Origin of the sequence: Rhodococcus sp. WS3 (assembly GCF_003797085.1) — a bacterium.
Classification (GTDB): domain Bacteria; phylum Actinomycetota; class Actinomycetes; order Mycobacteriales; family Mycobacteriaceae; genus Rhodococcus_F; species Rhodococcus_F globerula.
Map to the genome: position 1 here is coordinate 1,992,033 of NZ_RKMA01000001.1, position 17,801 is coordinate 2,009,833.

Genomic DNA, 17,801 nt, shown 5'->3' on the forward strand with positions numbered 1-17,801 from the left:
CCCTTAACGACTTACAGTCCGTGCAGTGATCTTGATGCGAGGGCGGCCGGCAGCTTTACCGGCCGCCTTCTCTTGTGTGTCCCGGGCCGCCCACCCCGCCTTGTCGATCATGTCGGGTTGACGTTCCGTCACCAGTTCGACCAAGGATGTCCGGTCGAGTTCAGGCGCGGTCAGCAATCCGGCGTCGAAGTCTGCCAGTAGTTGCGCGACGGTTTCCTTCGCGTCGACTCGGTTGGTGCCGATCACACCGCGCGGGCCCCGCTTGATCCAGCCGCTGGTGTAGACGCCGACCGCGCCGTCCACCCGGCCCTGATGGTTGGGAATGATTCCCCGTGCTTCGTCGAACGGAACGTCAGCGACTGGTTCGCCGCGATAACCCACCGACCGCAGAACAAGCGACGCTTCCAGTGTCTCGACCTTCTCGGTCGCCGATGCCGCAAGGTCGTCGTCAAGTGTGTTGTGCACCAACGTCACCGATTCGACGCGGTCGGTGCCCTGCAGTTCGGTGGGCGCGACGAGATACCGGAAGACGATTCGCTTGTTGCCTCCGTCCGCCGGCTTCTGTGCGTACTCACGTGCAAGGCCAACTTTGAGTTTGTCGGACAGCAGCGCATCGGGATCATCCAGGGCTGCTGCGCTTGCCGCGTCCAGCACGACGTCCTGTTGGTCGATTACGATGTCGACACCGTTCAGGTGACCCAGCGCGAGAAACTCCGGGGCGGAGTACGCGGCCTGGAGTGGGCCCCGTCGTCCGAGAACAACAACCTCACGGATATTGCTGTTGCGCAGGGCGTCCAACGTGTGGTCAGCAATGTCGGTTCTTGCGAGTTCGTCGACATCGCACGTGAGAACACGCGCGACATCGAGTGCCACGTTGCCGTTTCCGACGATAACCGCGCGCTCCCCCGAAAGGTCGAATTCACGATCCGAAAAGTCCGGATGCCCGTTGTACCAGGACACGAATTCCGTCGCGGAATGACTGCCGGGCAATGATTCTCCGGGGATGCCCAGTTTGCGATCGGTTGCGGCGCCAACGGCATAGATCACGGCATCATGGTGCCGCAGTAGCTCGTCGTGCGAAATATGCTTGCCCACTTCGACGTCGAGGTAGAACTGAAACGACTCCGATTTGAACGAAGACCCGAAGACACTCACGACGCCTTTGGTTTCCTGATGATCCGGCGCAACTCCACTGCGCACCAACCCCCAAGGCGAGGGCAAGCGGTCGAACATCTCGACCTCCACTGATCCCCGCGCCAGCAGTTCGGCAGCGCAGTAGCAGGCTGCAGGACCGGATCCGACTATCGCGACACGTATTCGAGGCAGATCCGCTGACGGGCGTTTCGGCGGAGTGGGGAATGCAACGTCATCGGTGTCCAGTGGATTCTGCTCGAAGTACGCCGCATTGATCTCCGTGTACCGACTCATCGACTCACTGAGATCGTATTCGGAGTAGATCGCATCCACCGGACACGCGTCGACGCATGCCCCGCAGTCGATGCAGGTGTCCGGATCGATGTACAGCATCTCAGCGGTGGTGTATCCGGGGTCTCCGGGCCGCGGACGGATGCAGTCGACCGGGCACACCGCTACGCAACTGGTGTCGTTGCAGCATCGTTGAGTGATCACAAAAGTCATGTGGAGTCCGTAACTGGTCGGAAAGTGCGGCACCGATTCGCACGCACTCGTAGGATTTCAGTTCACTTGTTGCGGTTCATAACCCGGTCTGCTGCTGCCCAGTGTTCGTCGGTAATCCACAAGCGCGCAAAAGCGTCGATAGCTTCGGGAGGAGCAACCCCGGACATCACCCGTTTGATGCTCTCGGCCGGAGCGTTGGCAAGAGACTTCGCCAGTGAGCGCCAGCCCTCGTCGAAGGATTCTCGGGGTAGTACGCGATCGACGAGTCCGAGCGATTCCGCGTCAGCAGCACCCATGATCGTTCCGGAACCGGCCAGCATCAATGCCCGACCGCGCCCGACAAGTGCGGCAAGCCGCTCGGCTCCACCCCACGCGGGCATGATTCCGAGACTCACCTGATTGAAGCCGATCTTGATGTCGTGCGCGGCAATTCGAATATCTGCCGCCACGGCAACTTCGGCGCCTCCGCCGAGCGCATGCCCGTTCAATGCAGCAATGACGGGTCCGGGGAATTGTGCGATGCGGTCACAGATCGACCGCATCCGCCGGGCCATGTCCGCAGCCTGTTCCAGCGTCCGGAGTTTGGCCAGTTCCTTGAGATCGCCACCGGAGACAAACGCACGATCACCAGCGCCGGTGATCACCAGGGCGCGGGCCCCGCGAACCGAGTCGAGTGCCTCGTCCAATTGGTCCATCGTTTCCGGCGCGATGGCATTGCGTGCTTGTGGACGGTCGATGGTGATGATCGCCAACTCGCCGTCCATTTCAACGATAACCAAGATGTTCTCCGTTACGATATTGGCATTCTTGTTTTGTGAGAATAACATATTCACGACTGGCAGAAGCCAGTTCGACCGCTCCCGTCTCGTGCCGCAGTTCGGCCTAGGAGCGGCCCGGTTACCTGCATTGGAGCTCATATGCGGCACATTCCCACCACGCTTGCCACCCGGTACCTCGAAGAGGGTTGGTGGACTCAGGACACGATCGGCACGATGCTCACCCGAGGCCTCGCTGCCGCCCCCGACACCGAATTTCGTATCCACTCGAAGATCCGTCCGTGGACCGGAACTTTTGCCGACGTGGACCTGGTGGCACGCAGGTTGGCCGGCGGCCTGCGCGAACGGGGCGTCGGCGCGGGTGATGTCGTCGCGTTCCAGCTTCCGAACTGGATGGAAGCAGCAGCGGTCTTCTGGGCCTCGACCTTCCTCGGCGCAACGGTTGTTCCCATCGTTCACTTCTACGGCCGCAAGGAAGTTGCCTACATCCTCGACGAGACGAAGCCGAAGGTCTTCATCACGGCCGAGAAGTTCGGGCGCACCGAGTACCAGCCGGATCTGTGCGCGAACATCCCCGTCGTCGGAGTTGTCGGACGTGATTTCGAAGATCTGCTCAGCGATGTACCACTGGCGGAGAACATCGACGCAGACCCCACTTCCGCCGTGCTCATCGCTTTCACCTCCGGCACGACGCGCGCTCCCAAGGGCGTCATCCACAGCCATCAGACACTCGGGCACGAAACCCGCCAGCTCTTGGGCCTGTACCCGAAAGACCGTGGCAAGCAACTCACGTCGGCCCCGGTCGGTCACTTCATCGGCATGGTCAATGCCTTCCTCATTCCAGTCGTCGACGGCTCCCCGATCAACCTCACCGATGCGTGGGATCCGGAACAGGCACTGGAGTTGATGACCAGCGATCAACTCACCGTCGGCGGCGGCGCAACCTACTTCCTCACCAGCCTGCTCGATCATCCGAAGTTCACGCCGGAACATCTCGCGTGCATGAAATATGCGGGACTCGGCGGCTCGTCCGTCCCCGCGGCGGTCACGAGAAGACTGGCCGACTTCGGCATCACCGTCTTCCGTTCGTACGGGAGCACCGAACATCCGTCGATCACGGGATCGAGCCACCTTGCCCCGGAAGACAAGCGGTTATTCACCGACGGAAATGTCATGGAGGGCGCGGAGATCCGGCTTGCCGATGACGGAGAAATCCTCAGCCGTGGACCCGATCTCTGCATCGGGTACACCGACCAGGCGCTCACCGACGCGACATTCGACGCCGACGGTTGGTACCACACCGGGGACATCGGTGAAATCGACGAGGACGGCTACCTGACAATCACGGACCGCAAGTCCGACATCATCATTCGTGGCGGCGAGAACGTGAGCGCACTCGAGGTCGAGGAAATCCTTCTCTCGATGCCGGGAGTTGCCGAAGCCGCAGCGGTATCCGCCCCGGACGAGCGCCTCGGCGAACACGTTGCCGCTGTGCTGCGCCTGCTGCCCGGCCACAGCTTGCCGACGATGGACGAACTCCGCGCTCACTTCGACCGAGCCGGCGTCGCAAAACAGAAGTGGCCGGAGGAATTGCACCAGGTGGACGACTTCCACCGGACGGCCAGCGGCAAGATTCAGAAGTTTTTGGTCCGCCAGGATATTGCGACCGTTTAAAAAAGAGAATAGTGTTCTCATCAAACGCAAAGGAGAATCTCATGCCCCCGAAGGACCTGCCTTACCCGCTGTTCGACGCAGACAACCATCTGTACGAGACTGCCGAGGCCCTCACCAAGTACCTCCCGGCGAAGTACAAGGACGCCATCAAGTACGTCGAGGTCGACGGACGCACCAAGATCGCCATTCGCGGACAGATCAGTGAGTACATCCCCAACCCCACGTTCAGCGTCGTTGCACGCCCGGGTTCCATGGAGGAGTACTTCAAGAACGGAAACCCCGAAGGCAAGAGCCGTCGCGAGATCTTCGGTAAGTCCATGAAGGCAATCCCCGCCTTCAGCGAGCCGGGCCCGCGCCTGGAACTCATGGACGAGTTGGGCGTCGACCGCACGCTGATGTTCCCGACCCTCGCCAGCCTGGTCGAAGAGCGGATGCGTGACGATCCGGACCTGATTCACGCTGTTGTGCACGCACTCAACGAGTGGCTGTACGAGACATGGCAGTTCAACTACAAGGACCGCATCTTCACCACCCCGGTGATCAGCCTGCCGATCCTCGACAAGGCACTCGAAGAACTCGAGTGGGTTGCCGAGCGCGGCGCAAGGGCTATTCTCGTGCGTCCTGCACCCGTCCCCGGATTCAAGGGCCCTCGTTCGTTTGCCATGCCGGAGTTCGACCCCTTCTGGAAGCGCGTCGTTGAGCTCGACCTCCTCGTCGCGATGCACTCGTCGGACAGCGGATACGCGCGCTTCGACGCCGAGTGGGAAGGCACGGACGGCGAGATGCTGCCGTTCCAGACCAACACGTTCCGCATGGTCAACGAGTGGCGTCCCGTACAGGACACCGTGGCATCGTGGGTCTGCCACGGCGCACTGTTCCGCTTCCCTGACCTCAAGCTTGCGGTCATCGAAAGTGGATCTGCCTGGCTGCGACCACTTCTGGACAGCCTCGCCGACACCTTCAAGAAGGCACCTGAAGGCTTCGGTATGCAGGATCCCGTCGCTGCGATCAAGCGCCAGGTCCACGTCAGCCCGTTCTACGAGGAGGGCGTGACCGATCTGATCGATCTCGTCGGAGTCGACCGAGTGCTCTTCGGCTCGGACTACCCGCATCCGGAGGGCTTGGCAGAGCCGCGGCACTTCGCGGACATGCTCGGGCACCTGGACGAGAAGGATCAGGCAAAGATCATGGGCGGCAACCTTGCAGGGCTCCTTTCGCTGTGAAGTGGCAGACCATCCCTGAGATGGTCCTGAGTGCGGCCGACCGCTTCGGCACTGCCGAAGCGGTCGTCGACGGGCCCGTCCGGATCACCTTCGTCGAACTCGCTGATCGGGTCCGCCGGGCCGCTGGCGCTCTGGCCTCGATCGGCGTGGACAAGGGCGATCGAGTGGCGATCTGGGCGCCCAACTCCGCCGAATGGATCATCGCCGCATTCGGCATCTTGACCGCCGGCGGAGTGCTGGTTCCCGTCAACACGCGGTACAAGGCCGACGAGGCCGCCGACATCATCCGACGGAGCGGCGCCAAAGCCGTACTCGTCCAGAAGGGGTTCCTGGGCCGGGGGTACAGCGCACCCGATGACGTACCGGTCATCGACTTGAAGTCGGATTTCCTTTCCAGCGGTGCACCTTTCGAATGCGAGATCAGCGGCGACGACATCGCCGACATCATGTACACGTCGGGAACGACCGGCCGCCCCAAGGGCGTCATGATGAACCATCACCAGACACTGCGAATGTTCTCGGAGTGGTGCGATCTCGCAGACCTGAGGGAAGGCGATCGCTACCTGGTCGTCAACCCGTTCTTCCACATGTTCGGCTACAAAGCAGGCGTTGTCGCGTCGTTGATTCGCGGCGCCACCATCCTGCCCGTAGCCGTTCTCGACGTGGATCAGGTACTGGAACTGGTCGAGACCGAGAAGATCACCATGCTCCCGGGACCGCCGACGCTCTACCAGTCACTGCTGTCCGCTCCCAACACCCGAGATCTGTCGTCACTACGTGCTGCGGTCACCGGATCGGCGGACATTCCGGTAGAACTCATCCGCCGGGTCGCAAAGGAACTTCCGTTCCAGACCATCATGACGGGTTACGGCTTGAGCGAAGGGGGAACGGCAACCGCGTCGCGCCCCGGCGACTCGTTCGAGCAGATAGCAACTACCGTCGGTACACCATGTGACGGAATCGAATTGCGAATCGCAGATGATTCCGAGGTACTGATTCGCGGATACAACGTCATGCAGGGATACCTTGACGATCCGCAGGCAACCGCCGAAGCGATCGACACGGACGGTTGGCTGCACACGGGCGATCTCGGAAAGCTTGACGACGAGGGACGGCTCAGTATCGTCGGCCGCAAGAAGGACATGTTCATCGTCGGCGGGTTCAACGCATATCCAGCCGAGATCGAAGGTTTCCTCCTCGAACACCCGGCAGTCGATCAGGTTGCCGTGATCGGCGTTCCCGACGAACGAATGGGGCAGGTCGGCAAAGCCTTTGTCGTCACCAAACATCCTGTGGCAGCGGAAGACCTACTCTCCTGGAGCCGCGAGCGGATGGCCGGGTTCAAGGCTCCACGCACTGTCGAGTTCCTCGACGCACTGCCACTCAATGCGACTGGCAAAGTCATGAAAGACCAATTGAGATAACCGAACTCACGTTTGAATTGAGGGGGCGTGTAATGAACGACCATGATGCGATATTGACGTTCGCCCTGAAGTGGCGGCATTGGAACGGCGGACCCGCCGAAGACATTTTTGTCCAATTCGGGATCACGCCTGATCAATTCTTCCGTCGCCTCCACAGCATCCTGGAGGTCGAAGAGCAGAGCGGCCTCTCACCGGAGATCGCGGCAGAACTCGCGTACATCTGCGATCTGCGACTGAACCCCGTTGAACTCAGGCTGGCCGGTTGAGCACCCAGAGTGGTTTGGACCAGACTGATTTCACCACCTTCGACGATATCCGAGCCGCTGTCGGGACAACGATCGGCACCAGTGATTGGATCACGATCGATCAGAAACGGATCGATCTCTTCGCGGCAGCCACCGACGACGACCAGTGGATACATGTCGATACGGACCGTGCTGCAGACGGACCGTACGGCGCCACCATCGCGCATGGATTCCTGACACTGTCGTTGCTGGCACCGATAGTTCAGACAGTGATGGCCGTCAGTTGCGCCCGCATGGCGCTCAACTACGGACTGGGGAAAGTGCGGTTCATCAGCCCGGTCTTGGTGGACAGCCGGGTGCGGGGAACAGTGGAGCTCACATCCGTCACCGACATCGACGGCGGAATCCAGGTGGAGCGCACCGTCACGATCACCGCCGAAGGCTCCGAGCGGCCCGCCTGTGTCGCACAAAATCTGGTTCGATACTTGAGCTGACATCTGTTGGCGTGCACAACGATGCGACGTCGATGCCGGTGCTATCGGCGTCGACGTCGCATCGTTGTGGGCGATCAGCAACCGGGAACCGGCGCCCCGCCGCCCTGAATCGCCAACAGCGTGCAGAACGTCGCGGCCGACACCTTCCACTCACCGGCCTGCTCTAGCGCTTCACCGGACTGGTCCGGCAGAACCGGAGCCCCGTTCATCAGAAGCGTCCACTTGACGGCAGCGTTCGTACCGGTGGCCTCGACGCCTTGCACCGTTGCAGTGGTTGCCGTGGCCTGCGGATTGGCCGTCAGCGCTTCGAGAGTCGGCAGGAACACGTCACCGTTTTCGACCAGAGCGGCACGATCCGCGGGCGGAGTAGTTCCGTTGAAGAAGGTGACAAAGACGTCCGTGATCTCCTTTGTCGTCGCGTCGTCGGCCGCAGCCGCCGCGGTGGTCCCCGCAGACGACGTGCCCGAAGCCTTCGTGGCCGCTGCCGAAGTTGTTGTGGTGTCAGCGGTGTCGCTGTCGGAATCACTGCTGCAGCCTGTGACCGTGGCGGCCACGACGGCAACAAAACCGGCGGCGGCCACGACTCGACGAATTACCGAATTGCGCATGACGGATCCTCTCCGATGGGCGGACGGGTTCCACCCACCATGGGCTTTCCACCACGATGTTTCGGAACACCGTGGTTGCAAAAAACTTTCACCAGCTCACGGACGCGCCCGTCCGCACCGAACCGCCGCGAGGAACAACGGCAGCTGCGGCTGTCAGGGTTGAATATCGTGCTCGGAGAGTCGATCTCCCACCAGGCTCAGGTCGTAGGACTGCCTGGCCATCCAGAACCTGAGGAATCCGGTAATGGAATAGCGGATGTACAGTGCCGACCCGCTCACGCCGAGTGAAATCCCGACGAGGGCAAGAATGATCGCGTCGCGCTGCACCAAGGGATCGGAAGTGTTGTGCGAGAGAAAGTACGACGCGATACCCAAGGCCGGACCGATCACCATCAGCACCAGTCCCAACCTGAGCCAAAGGGCGGATCGGCCGGCGGAGGGATCGGGAATTTTCTGTTCGGCCAACTCGCGAGTGAAGCGGTCGGCGCGGGTTTCAGTCGCGGTCATGTGACACTCCCAAGGTAGAGGGCAGCTAGTTCGGAACGCAGTGAGCCATCTGGGCTGCCCTGCTTCTGGATCCGGCCACGCACCAGAACTGCTGCGTGATCGGCAAATTCGAGCACGGTGTTCGCGAACTGCTCGACCACCAGTACGGCGACACCCGCTCTGGCAATCAGGGCGACCTGCTCGTAGAGTTGGCCGACGATCAACGGCGCGAGCCCCATCGACAACTCGTCGAGGAGAAGGACAGCGGGGTCCGTCGCGAGACCGCGGGCGAGCGCGAGCATCTGCTGCTCACCGCCGGACAGTGTGCCTGCCGTCTGCGATGCGCGCTGGGCGAGGATCGGAAACCGAGCAAACGCGATCTCCTCGATTTCCTCGCGCGTGCGACCGGTGAACGTCATCATGAGCAAGTTGTCCCGGACGCTCAGGTTGGGAAACACACCACGGCCTTCCGGGATCAGGCAGACACCGGATCTGGCCAGATCCCGAGGACGAATCCCACTGACATCGCGCCCTCCAACCACGAGTTGCCCCGAGGTGATCGGATGAACTCCGGCAGCGACTCGGAGAGTCGTCGTCTTCCCGGCACCGTTGGGCCCCAGCAAGGCAGTTATCTGACCTGGCGCCACACTGAGGTCGATCCCGTGCAGAACCGTGATCTCGTCGTAACGCGCTCGTACACGCCGCAATTCGAGGATCGGATTCATGATCCCCCCAGATACGCTGCCAGAACAGCGTCGTCGCGGCGGATCAGTTCGGGCGGGCCGACGGAGATGATCTTCCCGAGATCGAGTACATACACCTGGTCGCACACGTTCATCACCAATTCCATGTCATGTTCGACAAGCAGGACAGCCATCCCCTCCTCCGCCAGAGAGCGCAAAATCAGCGAGAACCGCTCTGTTTCTTCGCGGTCCTGACCTGCGGCGGGCTCGTCGAGCAAAAGGGTGGTGGGATTCACGGCCATTGCTCTGGCCACCTCGACGAGGCGACCCATGCCGGTGGACAAGGAGTCCGCGGTTGTCGTGGCAACCAGTCCTAATCCGAGTCGATCGATGATGTCGTCGGCGACGGATCCGGCCTTGCGTCGCTGCGACCCCAGTTCCGCGGCAACCAGGAGGTTGTCGCGGACGCTGAGTCGGCCGAAGAGTTCCAGTCGTTGAAACGTCCGCGCCAGACCGTGTTTCGCACGCCGGGACGGCCCGGCTCTGGTCACGTCGCGGCCACCGAGAAACACCTTTGCCGTGGCCGGCTTGCGGAGCCCGGAAATGACGTCGAACAGCGTGCTCTTGCCTGCCCCGTTCGGTCCGATCAGTCCGGTCACGTGACCACGCTCCGCCTTCAGCGAGACCCCGGAGAGCGCGCGTTGACCGCCGAACATCACCGTGATGTCCTCAACTTCGAGCTGCGACTTCACGACTGAGCACCTCCCCGTCTTCGGCGGTCCATGGGCGCGATATGCCCCACAACTCCACCGGAATTTCCGGCTCCGCCGGAACCTGACGATGCCGCGCTTCGGCCCAACTGCGGGCGGCCAATGCCCCGATCACTACGCCCACCACGAGTACGTACCCGTTGACGACGTCATTGACACGCAAAACCCACAGCGCTGCAATCCAACCCAGCAAGACCGCCATTACAAGGCGGTCCCGGAGAGCCGATTCCCAGCGCCGGCGCAAGCTCGGCACAACTCCGTCGTCGACCGCTCCGGAACTGTAAGCGAGGCCGGCAGCAGCGGGCAGCGTCTGCACGAGGTTGGCGGCCGCCGGCCACAATGCCACGATCGCGTTCAACGGGCCGGCAATCATCGTGCCCGTGAAGAGCCCGTTACCCACAACTCCCAGGCCACCCACGACAGCGATCAGGAAAATACCCAGCCCGGCAACAAAACTGAACTGTTCGGCGGTGACCGACATCAGTTGCATTCCGTACAGCGCCCCACCAAGCCCCGCAATACCAGCGGCAAGCGCAAACACCAGCATCTTGGTCAACAGCAGACTGCCCCCGAGGGTCGCGAAGGCAGCCTCACTGTCGCGCAGCGCAATCAACCGGCGGCCGAGTCGCCCGCGGCGCAACGCGGCCACGGCGATCGTGACGAGGGCAAGACAGATCGCGGAGAACACCGTCAGTTCTGCCGGAGTATTCACCTCTAATCCGAACAGTCGTGGGCCGACCAAATCCACTGAGCCCTGGTCGAACAGCACGATCTCGACTCCGAACACCTCGAAGGACGGGATCGTGAATATCCATCGGTCGAAGACGGCCGCAATGGCCGCCGTCCCGAGTGCCAGGTAGACACCATTGAGCCGGAGCGCGGGGATCGCGATGACCGCTCCGACAATGCCCGCGATGACCATCACCGCCAAAAGTGCCCACCACTGCCCATTTCCGCCCAAGCGTGCACAGACAATTGCACCCACCCCCGCCATGGTCAACTGCGCAAGTGATATCTGACCGGCGTAACCGACAAGTGGAACGAAGGACAACGCGATCACGCCGAACGCGAAGATCTGTCCGTAGGTGATCAGATCACCTTCACCCAGCACTGTGGCCAAGACGAGACCGAACGCGACGATCACCCCGGCGAAGACTAACGTCCCTCGAACGCTCGGTAGCGGAACCGCACTGAGGTGACGGTCGCGTCCTCGAAGTCGCCCGTGCGGAAAGAGCAACAGCGCGAGCAACAGCAATATCGCCGGCGCCGCCAGCCGCAGACCTGGGAGGTACGGATTCTGCGGGAGGTAGCCGGTCAGATACGCCTCCATGCAGCCCACGACAATTGCGCCGACAAATGTCATGGGCAGGCTCTTCAACCGACCGAATATCGCTGCGGCATAAGCACTGACGATGACCAGCGACAGTTGGGTCGCGTCGAGCGCAACCATCGGAGCGATGAGGATACCTCCGATTGCGGCCAACACGGTTCCCAGAATCCAAGCAACCCGGTTGGCCCGTACCGGATCTGCCCCGGTAAGTCCCACCAAGGCACGGTCATCGACGGTCGCTCGCATTTCGGTTCCGGTTCGGGTGCGCAGCATCAGTATTCGTAGAGACACCGCAACGGCGATCGCCACCACCAGTGTCAAGGCTTGATGCCAACTGATTGTTGCTGACCCGATGTGAAAAGAGTTCTGCTCGGCAAAGAACCTGGGAAGCGAGCGAGCTTTGTTCGGATTCCAGATCCATCGGGCGAGCGCAATCAGACCGCTCAGCAACGCGATCGTCATCACCAGCTTCTCGGCCTCGCCGAGAGCCTGAACCGGCCGCACCAACAGTTCGACGAGAAGCCCGAAAGCCGGTGCAAGAACCAGAAGTACGGTGGCTACCGACAACCACACCGGCCAGCCCCACCCGACACTGAGCTGCCAGTAGGAGAATGCCGCCATCATGCCGGTCGCGCCGTGTGCGAAGTTGAACACTCCGGTGGTGGTGTAGGTGACCACCAAGCCGCTGCCGATGATCGCGTAGATCGCGGCCGTGCTCAGACCGACGATCCCGAAGGTGACGAATTGTTCCATTACTCGAAATCGCCCATGCTCATACCGACGTCTGCCAGTGTCATCGGCGTGCCGAAGTCGGCGACCAACTTGCGAGCCGGGATATCGCAGCGGTAGAGACCGTTGTCGGGATTGAAGTCTGCTGCCTGCCAACCGTCCGACGTGGCCTGTTCGACATTGAAGCACGGCTGCGGTGGAATCGGATTCGCCAAATCGTTTGCGGCATGCAAACCGCCTCCGGTCCAAGCAGTCTCGGCCGTCGCTGCCTTGTAGAGGCAAGCACGGGTAAGTTCGTCGCCACAACTGGCAGCCGACTTCGCGAACAGCAGCCACGATGACATCGCCCGCATCGCCGGGAGTGTGATCTGCGCATTCGGTGCGTACTTCTCGTACAGAGCCTCGAGCTCCGCCACCGCAGGCTCGTCACTTTCCAACGGCGCCACACCACTGAGATCTACGAGGTTGTTCTGGAAGTCGGCGGACTTCCCCAGCAGTTCGATGAACGACGCGTTGTAGGCGTTATTGTTGGCATCGATCCAGTCGAGCTTGTAGTCCATGTTGGTGAGGACCTCTTCGAGCTTGGCCAACTGACCGAACTCACCCATGAAGATCAACCCTTTGACGCCCTTGCTCTTGATTGCTTGCGCGTACGGAGTCCAGTCCGACACACCCATCGCCGGATACAGCTCGTTGTAGACCAGCGTGGCACCGGCGGCCTCGAGGGTCTCAGCGGTAACGCCCGCAATCGCTTTGGTGACAGCGGAATCGCCGTTGATCATTCCCACCGCACCCTTCGAATCCGGATACGCCTCGTTCACCACCCAGGTTCGGAAACCGTTGTAATTGTCATAGCCCGGGATCTTTGCGGGAGATGCACTGACTTCGAGATCAGCTCCGGCAGAACGCTCTTGGACGGCCTGAGCTGGGAAACTCGGCAACATACACGTCAGCCGGTCCTTGACGCCGAGAGCATCCAAGGCGGCGCCACCACCGACGAGCGCAAAGTCGTCACGACAGGCTTCGACCATTCGCTGACGAACCTCCATCAGCTTCGCATCGCGGGTGGTAGCGACCACTTTACGACCGTTGATACCTCCGGCGTCGTTACACCAGGACGTGAAAACTTTTGCGGCTTCCTCGAATTCGGCATTCTTGGTGAATCCCATGTCCGAGAAAACTCCAACGTCGATCTCGTCGGCAGTGACACCTTGAGCAGTGCCGCCTTGGGCGTCCCCAGACTGACAGACGTCCTGGAGATCACCGAAGTCGCCAGATGCAGACTGTGCGGTAGCCCCCTCACCACCGCCTTCGATGTTCTCGCTGCCGCCGCTCTCGCGGCCACTACATCCGCTGACAAGAAGTGCTGTCGCCGCGACGGCAACAAGTATTCGCTGTAGTTTCAACCGTTCCTCCTCGTTACTTGGCCCCACGGGCCGACCGATACAGGCTGAAGAGACCGGCGGACGCCGGCGGCGTGAGTGCCAAGGCCACGGGTGGGAGAGGCAGCGCGCCTAGATGAATTCGGACCGAACCCCGTGGCCGGTGGATCTCCGACGAGCGAGGGTCGAGTAAGTCGAAATCTGAACGGAATCGTACTGTGCCACTGGAAAAGAAACCAGGAAACGGACAATTTACATATACCAACCTCCGTTGACACCGATGAGCTGTCCCGTGATGAAGCCCGCGTTGTCTGTACAGAGGAACGCGCACGCCGCAGCCACATCAGTGGGCAGTCCGGCACGACGGACCGGCGTCATACTTGCGATGACGTCGACGCCGGGAAAATCTCCGTCCGCTTCGGACTTACGAGCCATCGGGGTATCGATGATCGATGGCGGGATCGAGTTGACGGTAATCCCCTGCGGCGCAAGCTCGAAGGACAGTGCCTTAGTAAGTGCGATGACGCCACCTTTGGACGCTACGTAGTGGGCCATGTTCGGCGCGCCCGACTGAGCGCTCGACGACGAGATGGTGACGATTCGACCCCACCCGGCTTCGATCATGTCGGGAACAACTGCCTGAATGGAGGTGAAGGTTCCGGTGAGGTTGACCGCGACGATATGGTCCCACTCCTCCGCACTGATCTCGGTTACCGGTGTGAACGTCTCGACACCCGCGCTGGTGACGATGATCGAGATCGGGCCGAGTTCACCGCGTACCGCGTCCATGGCAGCCCTGACACCAACACGATCGGTGACATCCACTTGGTACGCCATGGCCTCGGTGCCGTCCGCACTCAACTTCTCGGCAACACGTTGCGCTTCGTCGATATTTCTGTCCAACAATGCAACTCGGTGACCCTGCTCCGAAAGAGCCTGAGCCACAGACAGCCCGATACCCGATCCAGCGCCGGTCACGACCGCCACACGGTCGTTCGCGGAGGTCCCCTGAGTGGATGAAGTCATGTTGTTCTCCTTGTTCGTCAACGAGTTTCAGTCAACGGGTGCTAGTTAGTGGGTGCTAGTCAGTGGGTGCTAGTCAGTGGGTTTCAGTCATCACGGATTCCGCCGACGAGGATTCCGTCGCGGGGGTGTAGTCGAGATGCAGCGCCTTGAGGCCCCGCAGAATGTATGTCGGTTCGTATTCGTACGTCCGCGAGTCAGCTGGTCCGTGCTCGGCCTCGGAAATCCGAATGTCCTTCAGTCGATCCAGAAGTCGAGTGATGCTGACACGTGATTCGACGCGGGCCAGCGGACCACCCGGGCACGCGTGGATTCCTCGACCGAAAGCTATGTGCTCGCGCGCATTCTGCCGTTCGATGTCGAACGTGTCGGGATCTTCGAACCTTTCCGGATCACGGTTCACAGCACTGTTCAAGATCATGACGATGGTCCCGGCCGGAACATCCATGTCGCCAACAGTTGTCGGGTTCTTCGCAAGCCTGAAGTCGCTCTTGACCGGCCCCTCCATCCGAAGTGTCTCCTCGACGAAATTGGGTATACGTTCCGGTTCGTCGCGAAGCAGTTGCTGCAGTTCTGGATTCTCGGCGATGAATCGGAAGGACGCGGTCAACAACCGCGCCGTCGTGTCCTGGCCGGCAGCGAACAAGAAGCACGCGACGTGCACGAGATCGACGACCTCCGGAGTCGAGCCGTCGGGATACTTGGCTGTGGCGATGGCCGTCAGAACATCGTCGCGCGGTTCCCGTCGACGGTCCTCGATGTACGACGTGAATCGCTCTGCCAGGAACTCGAGCGGATTGCTCGTGAAGGCCTCGGACTCGTCGATCGAGCCCGCCTGTTGCGCGCCGAGCGTCACGCGAAATACCTGATGGTCCTCTTCCGGAACACCGAGCAGATCAGCAATGACAAGCAGCGCAAACGGTTGCGCATAGTCGCTCATGAGGTTGCACGAACCCCGGGCGATGAACTCGTCGATCTGGCGATCCGCGAGCCGCCACATGAACTCTTCGTTCTCTGCCAAACGCCTGGGCGTCAGCAGTCGCTTCAACAACGACCGGTGCGCCGCGTGCTGCGGCATGTCCATGGTCACCAGATGCTCGTGCAGCGGGAAATGATCGCGGTACTGCTCGATCAGAGCGCCGAGGTCGTCACCCTCGGGTTCGAACGGCAACCCGGGGAAGGGGCCCGTTGCCGAAACACACGACGAGAACACCTCGGAGTCGCGGTACACAGCAGTCGCCGCGTCGTACCCTGTCACGGCAACAACACCGTGGTGTGGCTCTCGCACGACGGGACACTGCGCGCGTAGGGATTCGAAGTACGGGTACGGATCATCCACGATCGACGGATCGGTGAAGAAGTCGACCTGATCGATTTCAGTCATTACGGGTCTCCTGTGTCGGAAAGCAGGGCATTGACGTCTTTGGGGCTAGGCACGTGTGTCGGAAGGCAGCGCACCCTCGGGACGGGCGGGGTCGACGGGCATCTAGGCGAGCCGAATTGTCGACGTCGCCTGGCAAATGCTGATCAGTCGATCAACATAATGCTGAGCATATGCGTAGCTTAGGGTGTAGGCAATGGTCTAGCGGAGTTTTCTTCGCATTAGGCTGTAGCGAGAACCGTTCACATGACCAGCCTTTGACGCTTAGGGAGCCACGGATGACTTCGCCACGCAGAATCGGCGCACCTGATGCAAAAAATCGAGCACTCCTCCTCGACGCCGCAGAACAAGTCATGCTGGAAGAGGGGTATGCGGCGGTCAGCTCTCGCCGCATCGCAAAGAAGGCCGGACTGAAGCCGCCGCTCGTGTACTACTACTTCCGCACGATGGACGATCTGTTTCTCGAACTGTTTCGTCGCCGCGCGGTAGAAGGTCTCGAGCGTCAGGCCGAACTACTGAAATCGCCACAACCCCTGAGAGCACTGTGGGAGTTCAGCATCGCAGCGGAGGGCACCGCCTTCACTATGGAGTTTGTCGCCCTCGCCAATCATCGGAAAGTCATCCGGGCGGAAATCGCCGACTACTCCGAGCGATTCCGCGCAGCTCAACTCGAAATAATGGGAAATGTGTTGCAGGAGTATGGTATCGATCCGAAAACATGCCCGCCTGCCGCAGCGCTGGTATTGATCACAAGCTTGTCACGCGTACTCGTGATGGAAGAGTCACTCGGCGTTTTCGGTGGGCACGCGGAGACCTTCGCCTTGGTCGAGGAGTATTTGGTTCGACTCGAAGGCAAACGGCTCGAAGACACGAATTAGACACAGCCCTAACCCTTTTGGGGCTTGCAATCTCTTCTGCGAAGGTACAGTATCCAAGGTGGTGGATGACTTTACATTCACGCGGGTATGCGTTCCGATCCGCTGGAACCAATTTCGTTCGCGCACTCAGTGCAACACGGCATGGATTCGAGCCGTGAACTTGATCAGGGAGGACTCCGGATGCGCGTCGTCGTCGACAAGAATCTGTGTGAGGCAAATGCACTCTGCGTGGAAAACGCGCCGGATGTATTTGCCCTCGACACCAACGAGGAATTGGAAGTAACTGCCGGCCAGGTACCGCACGACGCCGAAGACCGAGTTCGCACGTCGATTGCACAATGTCCCAGAGCGGCTCTCTCCGAACGTGAATGAGTGCGGAGCGGGGCCGTCCAAGTGGCATCCCCGCTCCCCGCTCGCGGTGTCACGGTAGATCCACCTTGCCGGCGAGCCAGCGACCGTCCACCAGGTTCATCGTCATCACGACTCGACTGCGGTCGATCCGCGGATCAGGTGCGACTGTATTGCTGACGGTCTGGTCGATGAACAACAGGACCTCGACTTCCGTAGCGGTCGCCGATTTGATCCCGGCATCGATCACAACTCCCTGAGCTGCGGCCTTGTTGTCGACCAGCAGTTGCTTCAACTGTTCACTGGACTGGGAATACATGTCCTTGAATTCCCCGGTGGCTCCGTCGAGTACGGCCGCAAAGTTCTGATCGAGCGAATCCGAACTCACACTTGTCAGAGTCACCGCGTACTGGCGCGCCGCATCGAGTGCGGCGGCCGCTGCCGAGTCGACAGCGCGCGCTTCGTGTAGCTTCCAACCGAAAACTGCTGCCATGGACAGTGATATGGCCCCCACGGCTGCGATCACAGAGATTCCGACTACTCTCCCCCATCGGCGAACGCGAACCTCCGGCTCCGTGTCGCTCGACCCCACATCACTCTTGCCCTCCGCTGCGGATTCGTCTACTTCCGGGTCCAGATCTGCAGCCTTGTCGATTGTTGTTGTCGAACCGCGTTCGCTCATTTTCCTTCTCCTCTGCGGCGATGTTCC

General features: G+C 60.9%; 18 protein-coding genes. 7 read left to right on the forward strand and 11 right to left on the reverse strand.

The features are described 5' to 3' along the window. Window positions 1–3: 3 nt before the first annotated feature. Both EEB13_RS08890 and EEB13_RS08895 read right to left on the reverse strand, forming a co-directional pair. On the reverse strand, window positions 4–1,638 hold the full coding sequence (locus EEB13_RS08890; protein WP_141485080.1) for an FAD-dependent oxidoreductase: 1,635 nt from the start codon (window positions 1,636–1,638) through the stop codon (window positions 4–6). Window positions 1,639–1,700: 62 nt separating this feature from the next. Further along, window positions 1,701–2,465: an enoyl-CoA hydratase/isomerase family protein gene (locus EEB13_RS08895; RefSeq protein ID WP_045064706.1), complete on the reverse strand. Its 765-nt coding sequence runs from the start codon at window positions 2,463–2,465 to the stop codon at window positions 1,701–1,703. Window positions 2,466–2,555: 90 nt separating this feature from the next. Between EEB13_RS08895 and EEB13_RS08900 the strand changes: the two genes are divergently transcribed. From EEB13_RS08900 to EEB13_RS08920, 5 genes are read left to right on the forward strand one after another with little or no spacing between them, the layout of a single operon-like run. Then, the gene (locus EEB13_RS08900) at window positions 2,556–4,088 is read left to right on the forward strand and encodes an AMP-binding protein (RefSeq protein WP_141485081.1); all 1,533 of its coding nucleotides are present in this window, start codon (window positions 2,556–2,558) and stop codon (window positions 4,086–4,088) included. A gap of 41 nt (window positions 4,089–4,129) precedes the next feature. Next, window positions 4,130–5,311, forward strand: coding sequence for an amidohydrolase family protein (locus EEB13_RS08905; protein ID WP_033231757.1), 1,182 nt, complete (start codon window positions 4,130–4,132; stop codon window positions 5,309–5,311). Beyond that, complete coding sequence (locus tag EEB13_RS08910) at window positions 5,308–6,735, forward strand: FadD3 family acyl-CoA ligase (protein WP_095887036.1); 1,428 nt, start codon at window positions 5,308–5,310, stop codon at window positions 6,733–6,735. Before EEB13_RS08905 ends, EEB13_RS08910 begins: the two co-directional genes overlap by 4 nt. Window positions 6,736–6,767: 32 nt before the next feature. Beyond that, window positions 6,768–7,001: a DUF3263 domain-containing protein gene (locus EEB13_RS08915; protein ID WP_095887037.1), complete on the forward strand. Its 234-nt coding sequence runs from the start codon at window positions 6,768–6,770 to the stop codon at window positions 6,999–7,001. Then, window positions 6,998–7,474: a MaoC family dehydratase gene (locus EEB13_RS08920; protein ID WP_033231760.1), complete on the forward strand. Its 477-nt coding sequence runs from the start codon at window positions 6,998–7,000 to the stop codon at window positions 7,472–7,474. The genes EEB13_RS08915 and EEB13_RS08920 overlap by 4 nt, the downstream gene beginning before the upstream one ends. 74 nt (window positions 7,475–7,548) lie before the next feature. Here EEB13_RS08920 and EEB13_RS08925 read toward each other — a convergent pair whose 3' ends face one another. The 8 genes from EEB13_RS08925 to EEB13_RS08960 form a co-directional block, all read right to left on the reverse strand. Next, window positions 7,549–8,082, reverse strand: coding sequence for a hypothetical protein (locus tag EEB13_RS08925; RefSeq protein WP_033231761.1), 534 nt, complete (start codon window positions 8,080–8,082; stop codon window positions 7,549–7,551). Window positions 8,083–8,235: 153 nt separating this feature from the next. Next, complete coding sequence (locus tag EEB13_RS08930) at window positions 8,236–8,589, reverse strand: hypothetical protein (RefSeq protein ID WP_033231762.1); 354 nt, start codon at window positions 8,587–8,589, stop codon at window positions 8,236–8,238. Further along, on the reverse strand, window positions 8,586–9,293 hold the full coding sequence (locus EEB13_RS08935) for an ABC transporter ATP-binding protein (protein WP_033231763.1): 708 nt from the start codon (window positions 9,291–9,293) through the stop codon (window positions 8,586–8,588). Before EEB13_RS08935 ends, EEB13_RS08930 begins: the two co-directional genes overlap by 4 nt. After that, window positions 9,290–10,003 (reverse strand): ABC transporter ATP-binding protein, encoded by a 714-nt coding sequence (locus tag EEB13_RS08940; protein WP_261984479.1) that lies wholly within the window; start codon window positions 10,001–10,003, stop codon window positions 9,290–9,292. The genes EEB13_RS08935 and EEB13_RS08940 overlap by 4 nt, the downstream gene beginning before the upstream one ends. After that, window positions 9,981–12,104: an ABC transporter permease subunit gene (locus tag EEB13_RS08945; protein ID WP_033231764.1), complete on the reverse strand. Its 2,124-nt coding sequence runs from the start codon at window positions 12,102–12,104 to the stop codon at window positions 9,981–9,983. The genes EEB13_RS08940 and EEB13_RS08945 overlap by 23 nt, the downstream gene beginning before the upstream one ends. After that, entirely contained in the window at window positions 12,104–13,486 is a 1,383-nt protein-coding gene (locus EEB13_RS08950) for an ABC transporter substrate-binding protein (protein ID WP_202026128.1), read from the reverse strand. The genes EEB13_RS08945 and EEB13_RS08950 overlap by 1 nt, the downstream gene beginning before the upstream one ends. A 228-nt stretch (window positions 13,487–13,714) precedes the next feature. Further along, complete coding sequence (locus EEB13_RS08955; protein ID WP_141485082.1) at window positions 13,715–14,488, reverse strand: SDR family NAD(P)-dependent oxidoreductase; 774 nt, start codon at window positions 14,486–14,488, stop codon at window positions 13,715–13,717. 73 nt (window positions 14,489–14,561) lie between these two features. Further along, complete coding sequence (locus EEB13_RS08960; RefSeq protein ID WP_045064720.1) at window positions 14,562–15,869, reverse strand: cytochrome P450; 1,308 nt, start codon at window positions 15,867–15,869, stop codon at window positions 14,562–14,564. Window positions 15,870–16,144: 275 nt separating this feature from the next. On the opposite strand from EEB13_RS08960, the gene EEB13_RS08965 reads away from it, so the two are divergent. Both EEB13_RS08965 and EEB13_RS08970 read left to right on the forward strand, forming a co-directional pair. Beyond that, the gene (locus tag EEB13_RS08965; RefSeq protein WP_033231766.1) at window positions 16,145–16,744 is read left to right on the forward strand and encodes a TetR/AcrR family transcriptional regulator; all 600 of its coding nucleotides are present in this window, start codon (window positions 16,145–16,147) and stop codon (window positions 16,742–16,744) included. 141 nt (window positions 16,745–16,885) lie between these two features. After that, entirely contained in the window at window positions 16,886–17,116 is a 231-nt protein-coding gene (locus EEB13_RS08970) for a ferredoxin (protein ID WP_410055748.1), read from the forward strand. A gap of 49 nt (window positions 17,117–17,165) precedes the next feature. Here EEB13_RS08970 and EEB13_RS08975 read toward each other — a convergent pair whose 3' ends face one another. Continuing rightward, the gene (locus tag EEB13_RS08975) at window positions 17,166–17,774 is read right to left on the reverse strand and encodes a hypothetical protein (RefSeq protein WP_181933068.1); all 609 of its coding nucleotides are present in this window, start codon (window positions 17,772–17,774) and stop codon (window positions 17,166–17,168) included. Between the last annotated feature and the right edge of the window lie 27 nt (window positions 17,775–17,801).

What these genes read in the sequence shown, in the direction of transcription:
- EEB13_RS08890 (WP_141485080.1), bottom strand. Translation starts at nt 1,638, where the DNA reads ATGACTTTTGTGATCACTCAACGATGCTGCAACGACACCAGTTGCGTA.
- EEB13_RS08895 (WP_045064706.1), bottom strand. Translation starts at nt 2,465, where the DNA reads ATGTTATTCTCACAAAACAAGAATGCCAATATCGTAACGGAGAACATC.
- EEB13_RS08900 (WP_141485081.1), top strand. Translation starts at nt 2,556, where the DNA reads ATGCGGCACATTCCCACCACGCTTGCCACCCGGTACCTCGAAGAGGGT.
- EEB13_RS08905 (WP_033231757.1), top strand. Translation starts at nt 4,130, where the DNA reads ATGCCCCCGAAGGACCTGCCTTACCCGCTGTTCGACGCAGACAACCAT.
- EEB13_RS08915 (WP_095887037.1), top strand. Translation starts at nt 6,768, where the DNA reads ATGAACGACCATGATGCGATATTGACGTTCGCCCTGAAGTGGCGGCAT.
- EEB13_RS08925 (WP_033231761.1), bottom strand. Translation starts at nt 8,082, where the DNA reads ATGCGCAATTCGGTAATTCGTCGAGTCGTGGCCGCCGCCGGTTTTGTT.
- EEB13_RS08930 (WP_033231762.1), bottom strand. Translation starts at nt 8,589, where the DNA reads ATGACCGCGACTGAAACCCGCGCCGACCGCTTCACTCGCGAGTTGGCC.
- EEB13_RS08935 (WP_033231763.1), bottom strand. Translation starts at nt 9,293, where the DNA reads ATGAATCCGATCCTCGAATTGCGGCGTGTACGAGCGCGTTACGACGAG.
- EEB13_RS08945 (WP_033231764.1), bottom strand. Translation starts at nt 12,104, where the DNA reads ATGGAACAATTCGTCACCTTCGGGATCGTCGGTCTGAGCACGGCCGCG.
- EEB13_RS08955 (WP_141485082.1), bottom strand. Translation starts at nt 14,488, where the DNA reads ATGACTTCATCCACTCAGGGGACCTCCGCGAACGACCGTGTGGCGGTC.
- EEB13_RS08960 (WP_045064720.1), bottom strand. Translation starts at nt 15,869, where the DNA reads ATGACTGAAATCGATCAGGTCGACTTCTTCACCGATCCGTCGATCGTG.
- EEB13_RS08965 (WP_033231766.1), top strand. Translation starts at nt 16,145, where the DNA reads ATGACTTCGCCACGCAGAATCGGCGCACCTGATGCAAAAAATCGAGCA.
- EEB13_RS08970 (WP_410055748.1), top strand. Translation starts at nt 16,886, where the DNA reads ATGGATTCGAGCCGTGAACTTGATCAGGGAGGACTCCGGATGCGCGTC.
- EEB13_RS08975 (WP_181933068.1), bottom strand. Translation starts at nt 17,774, where the DNA reads ATGAGCGAACGCGGTTCGACAACAACAATCGACAAGGCTGCAGATCTG.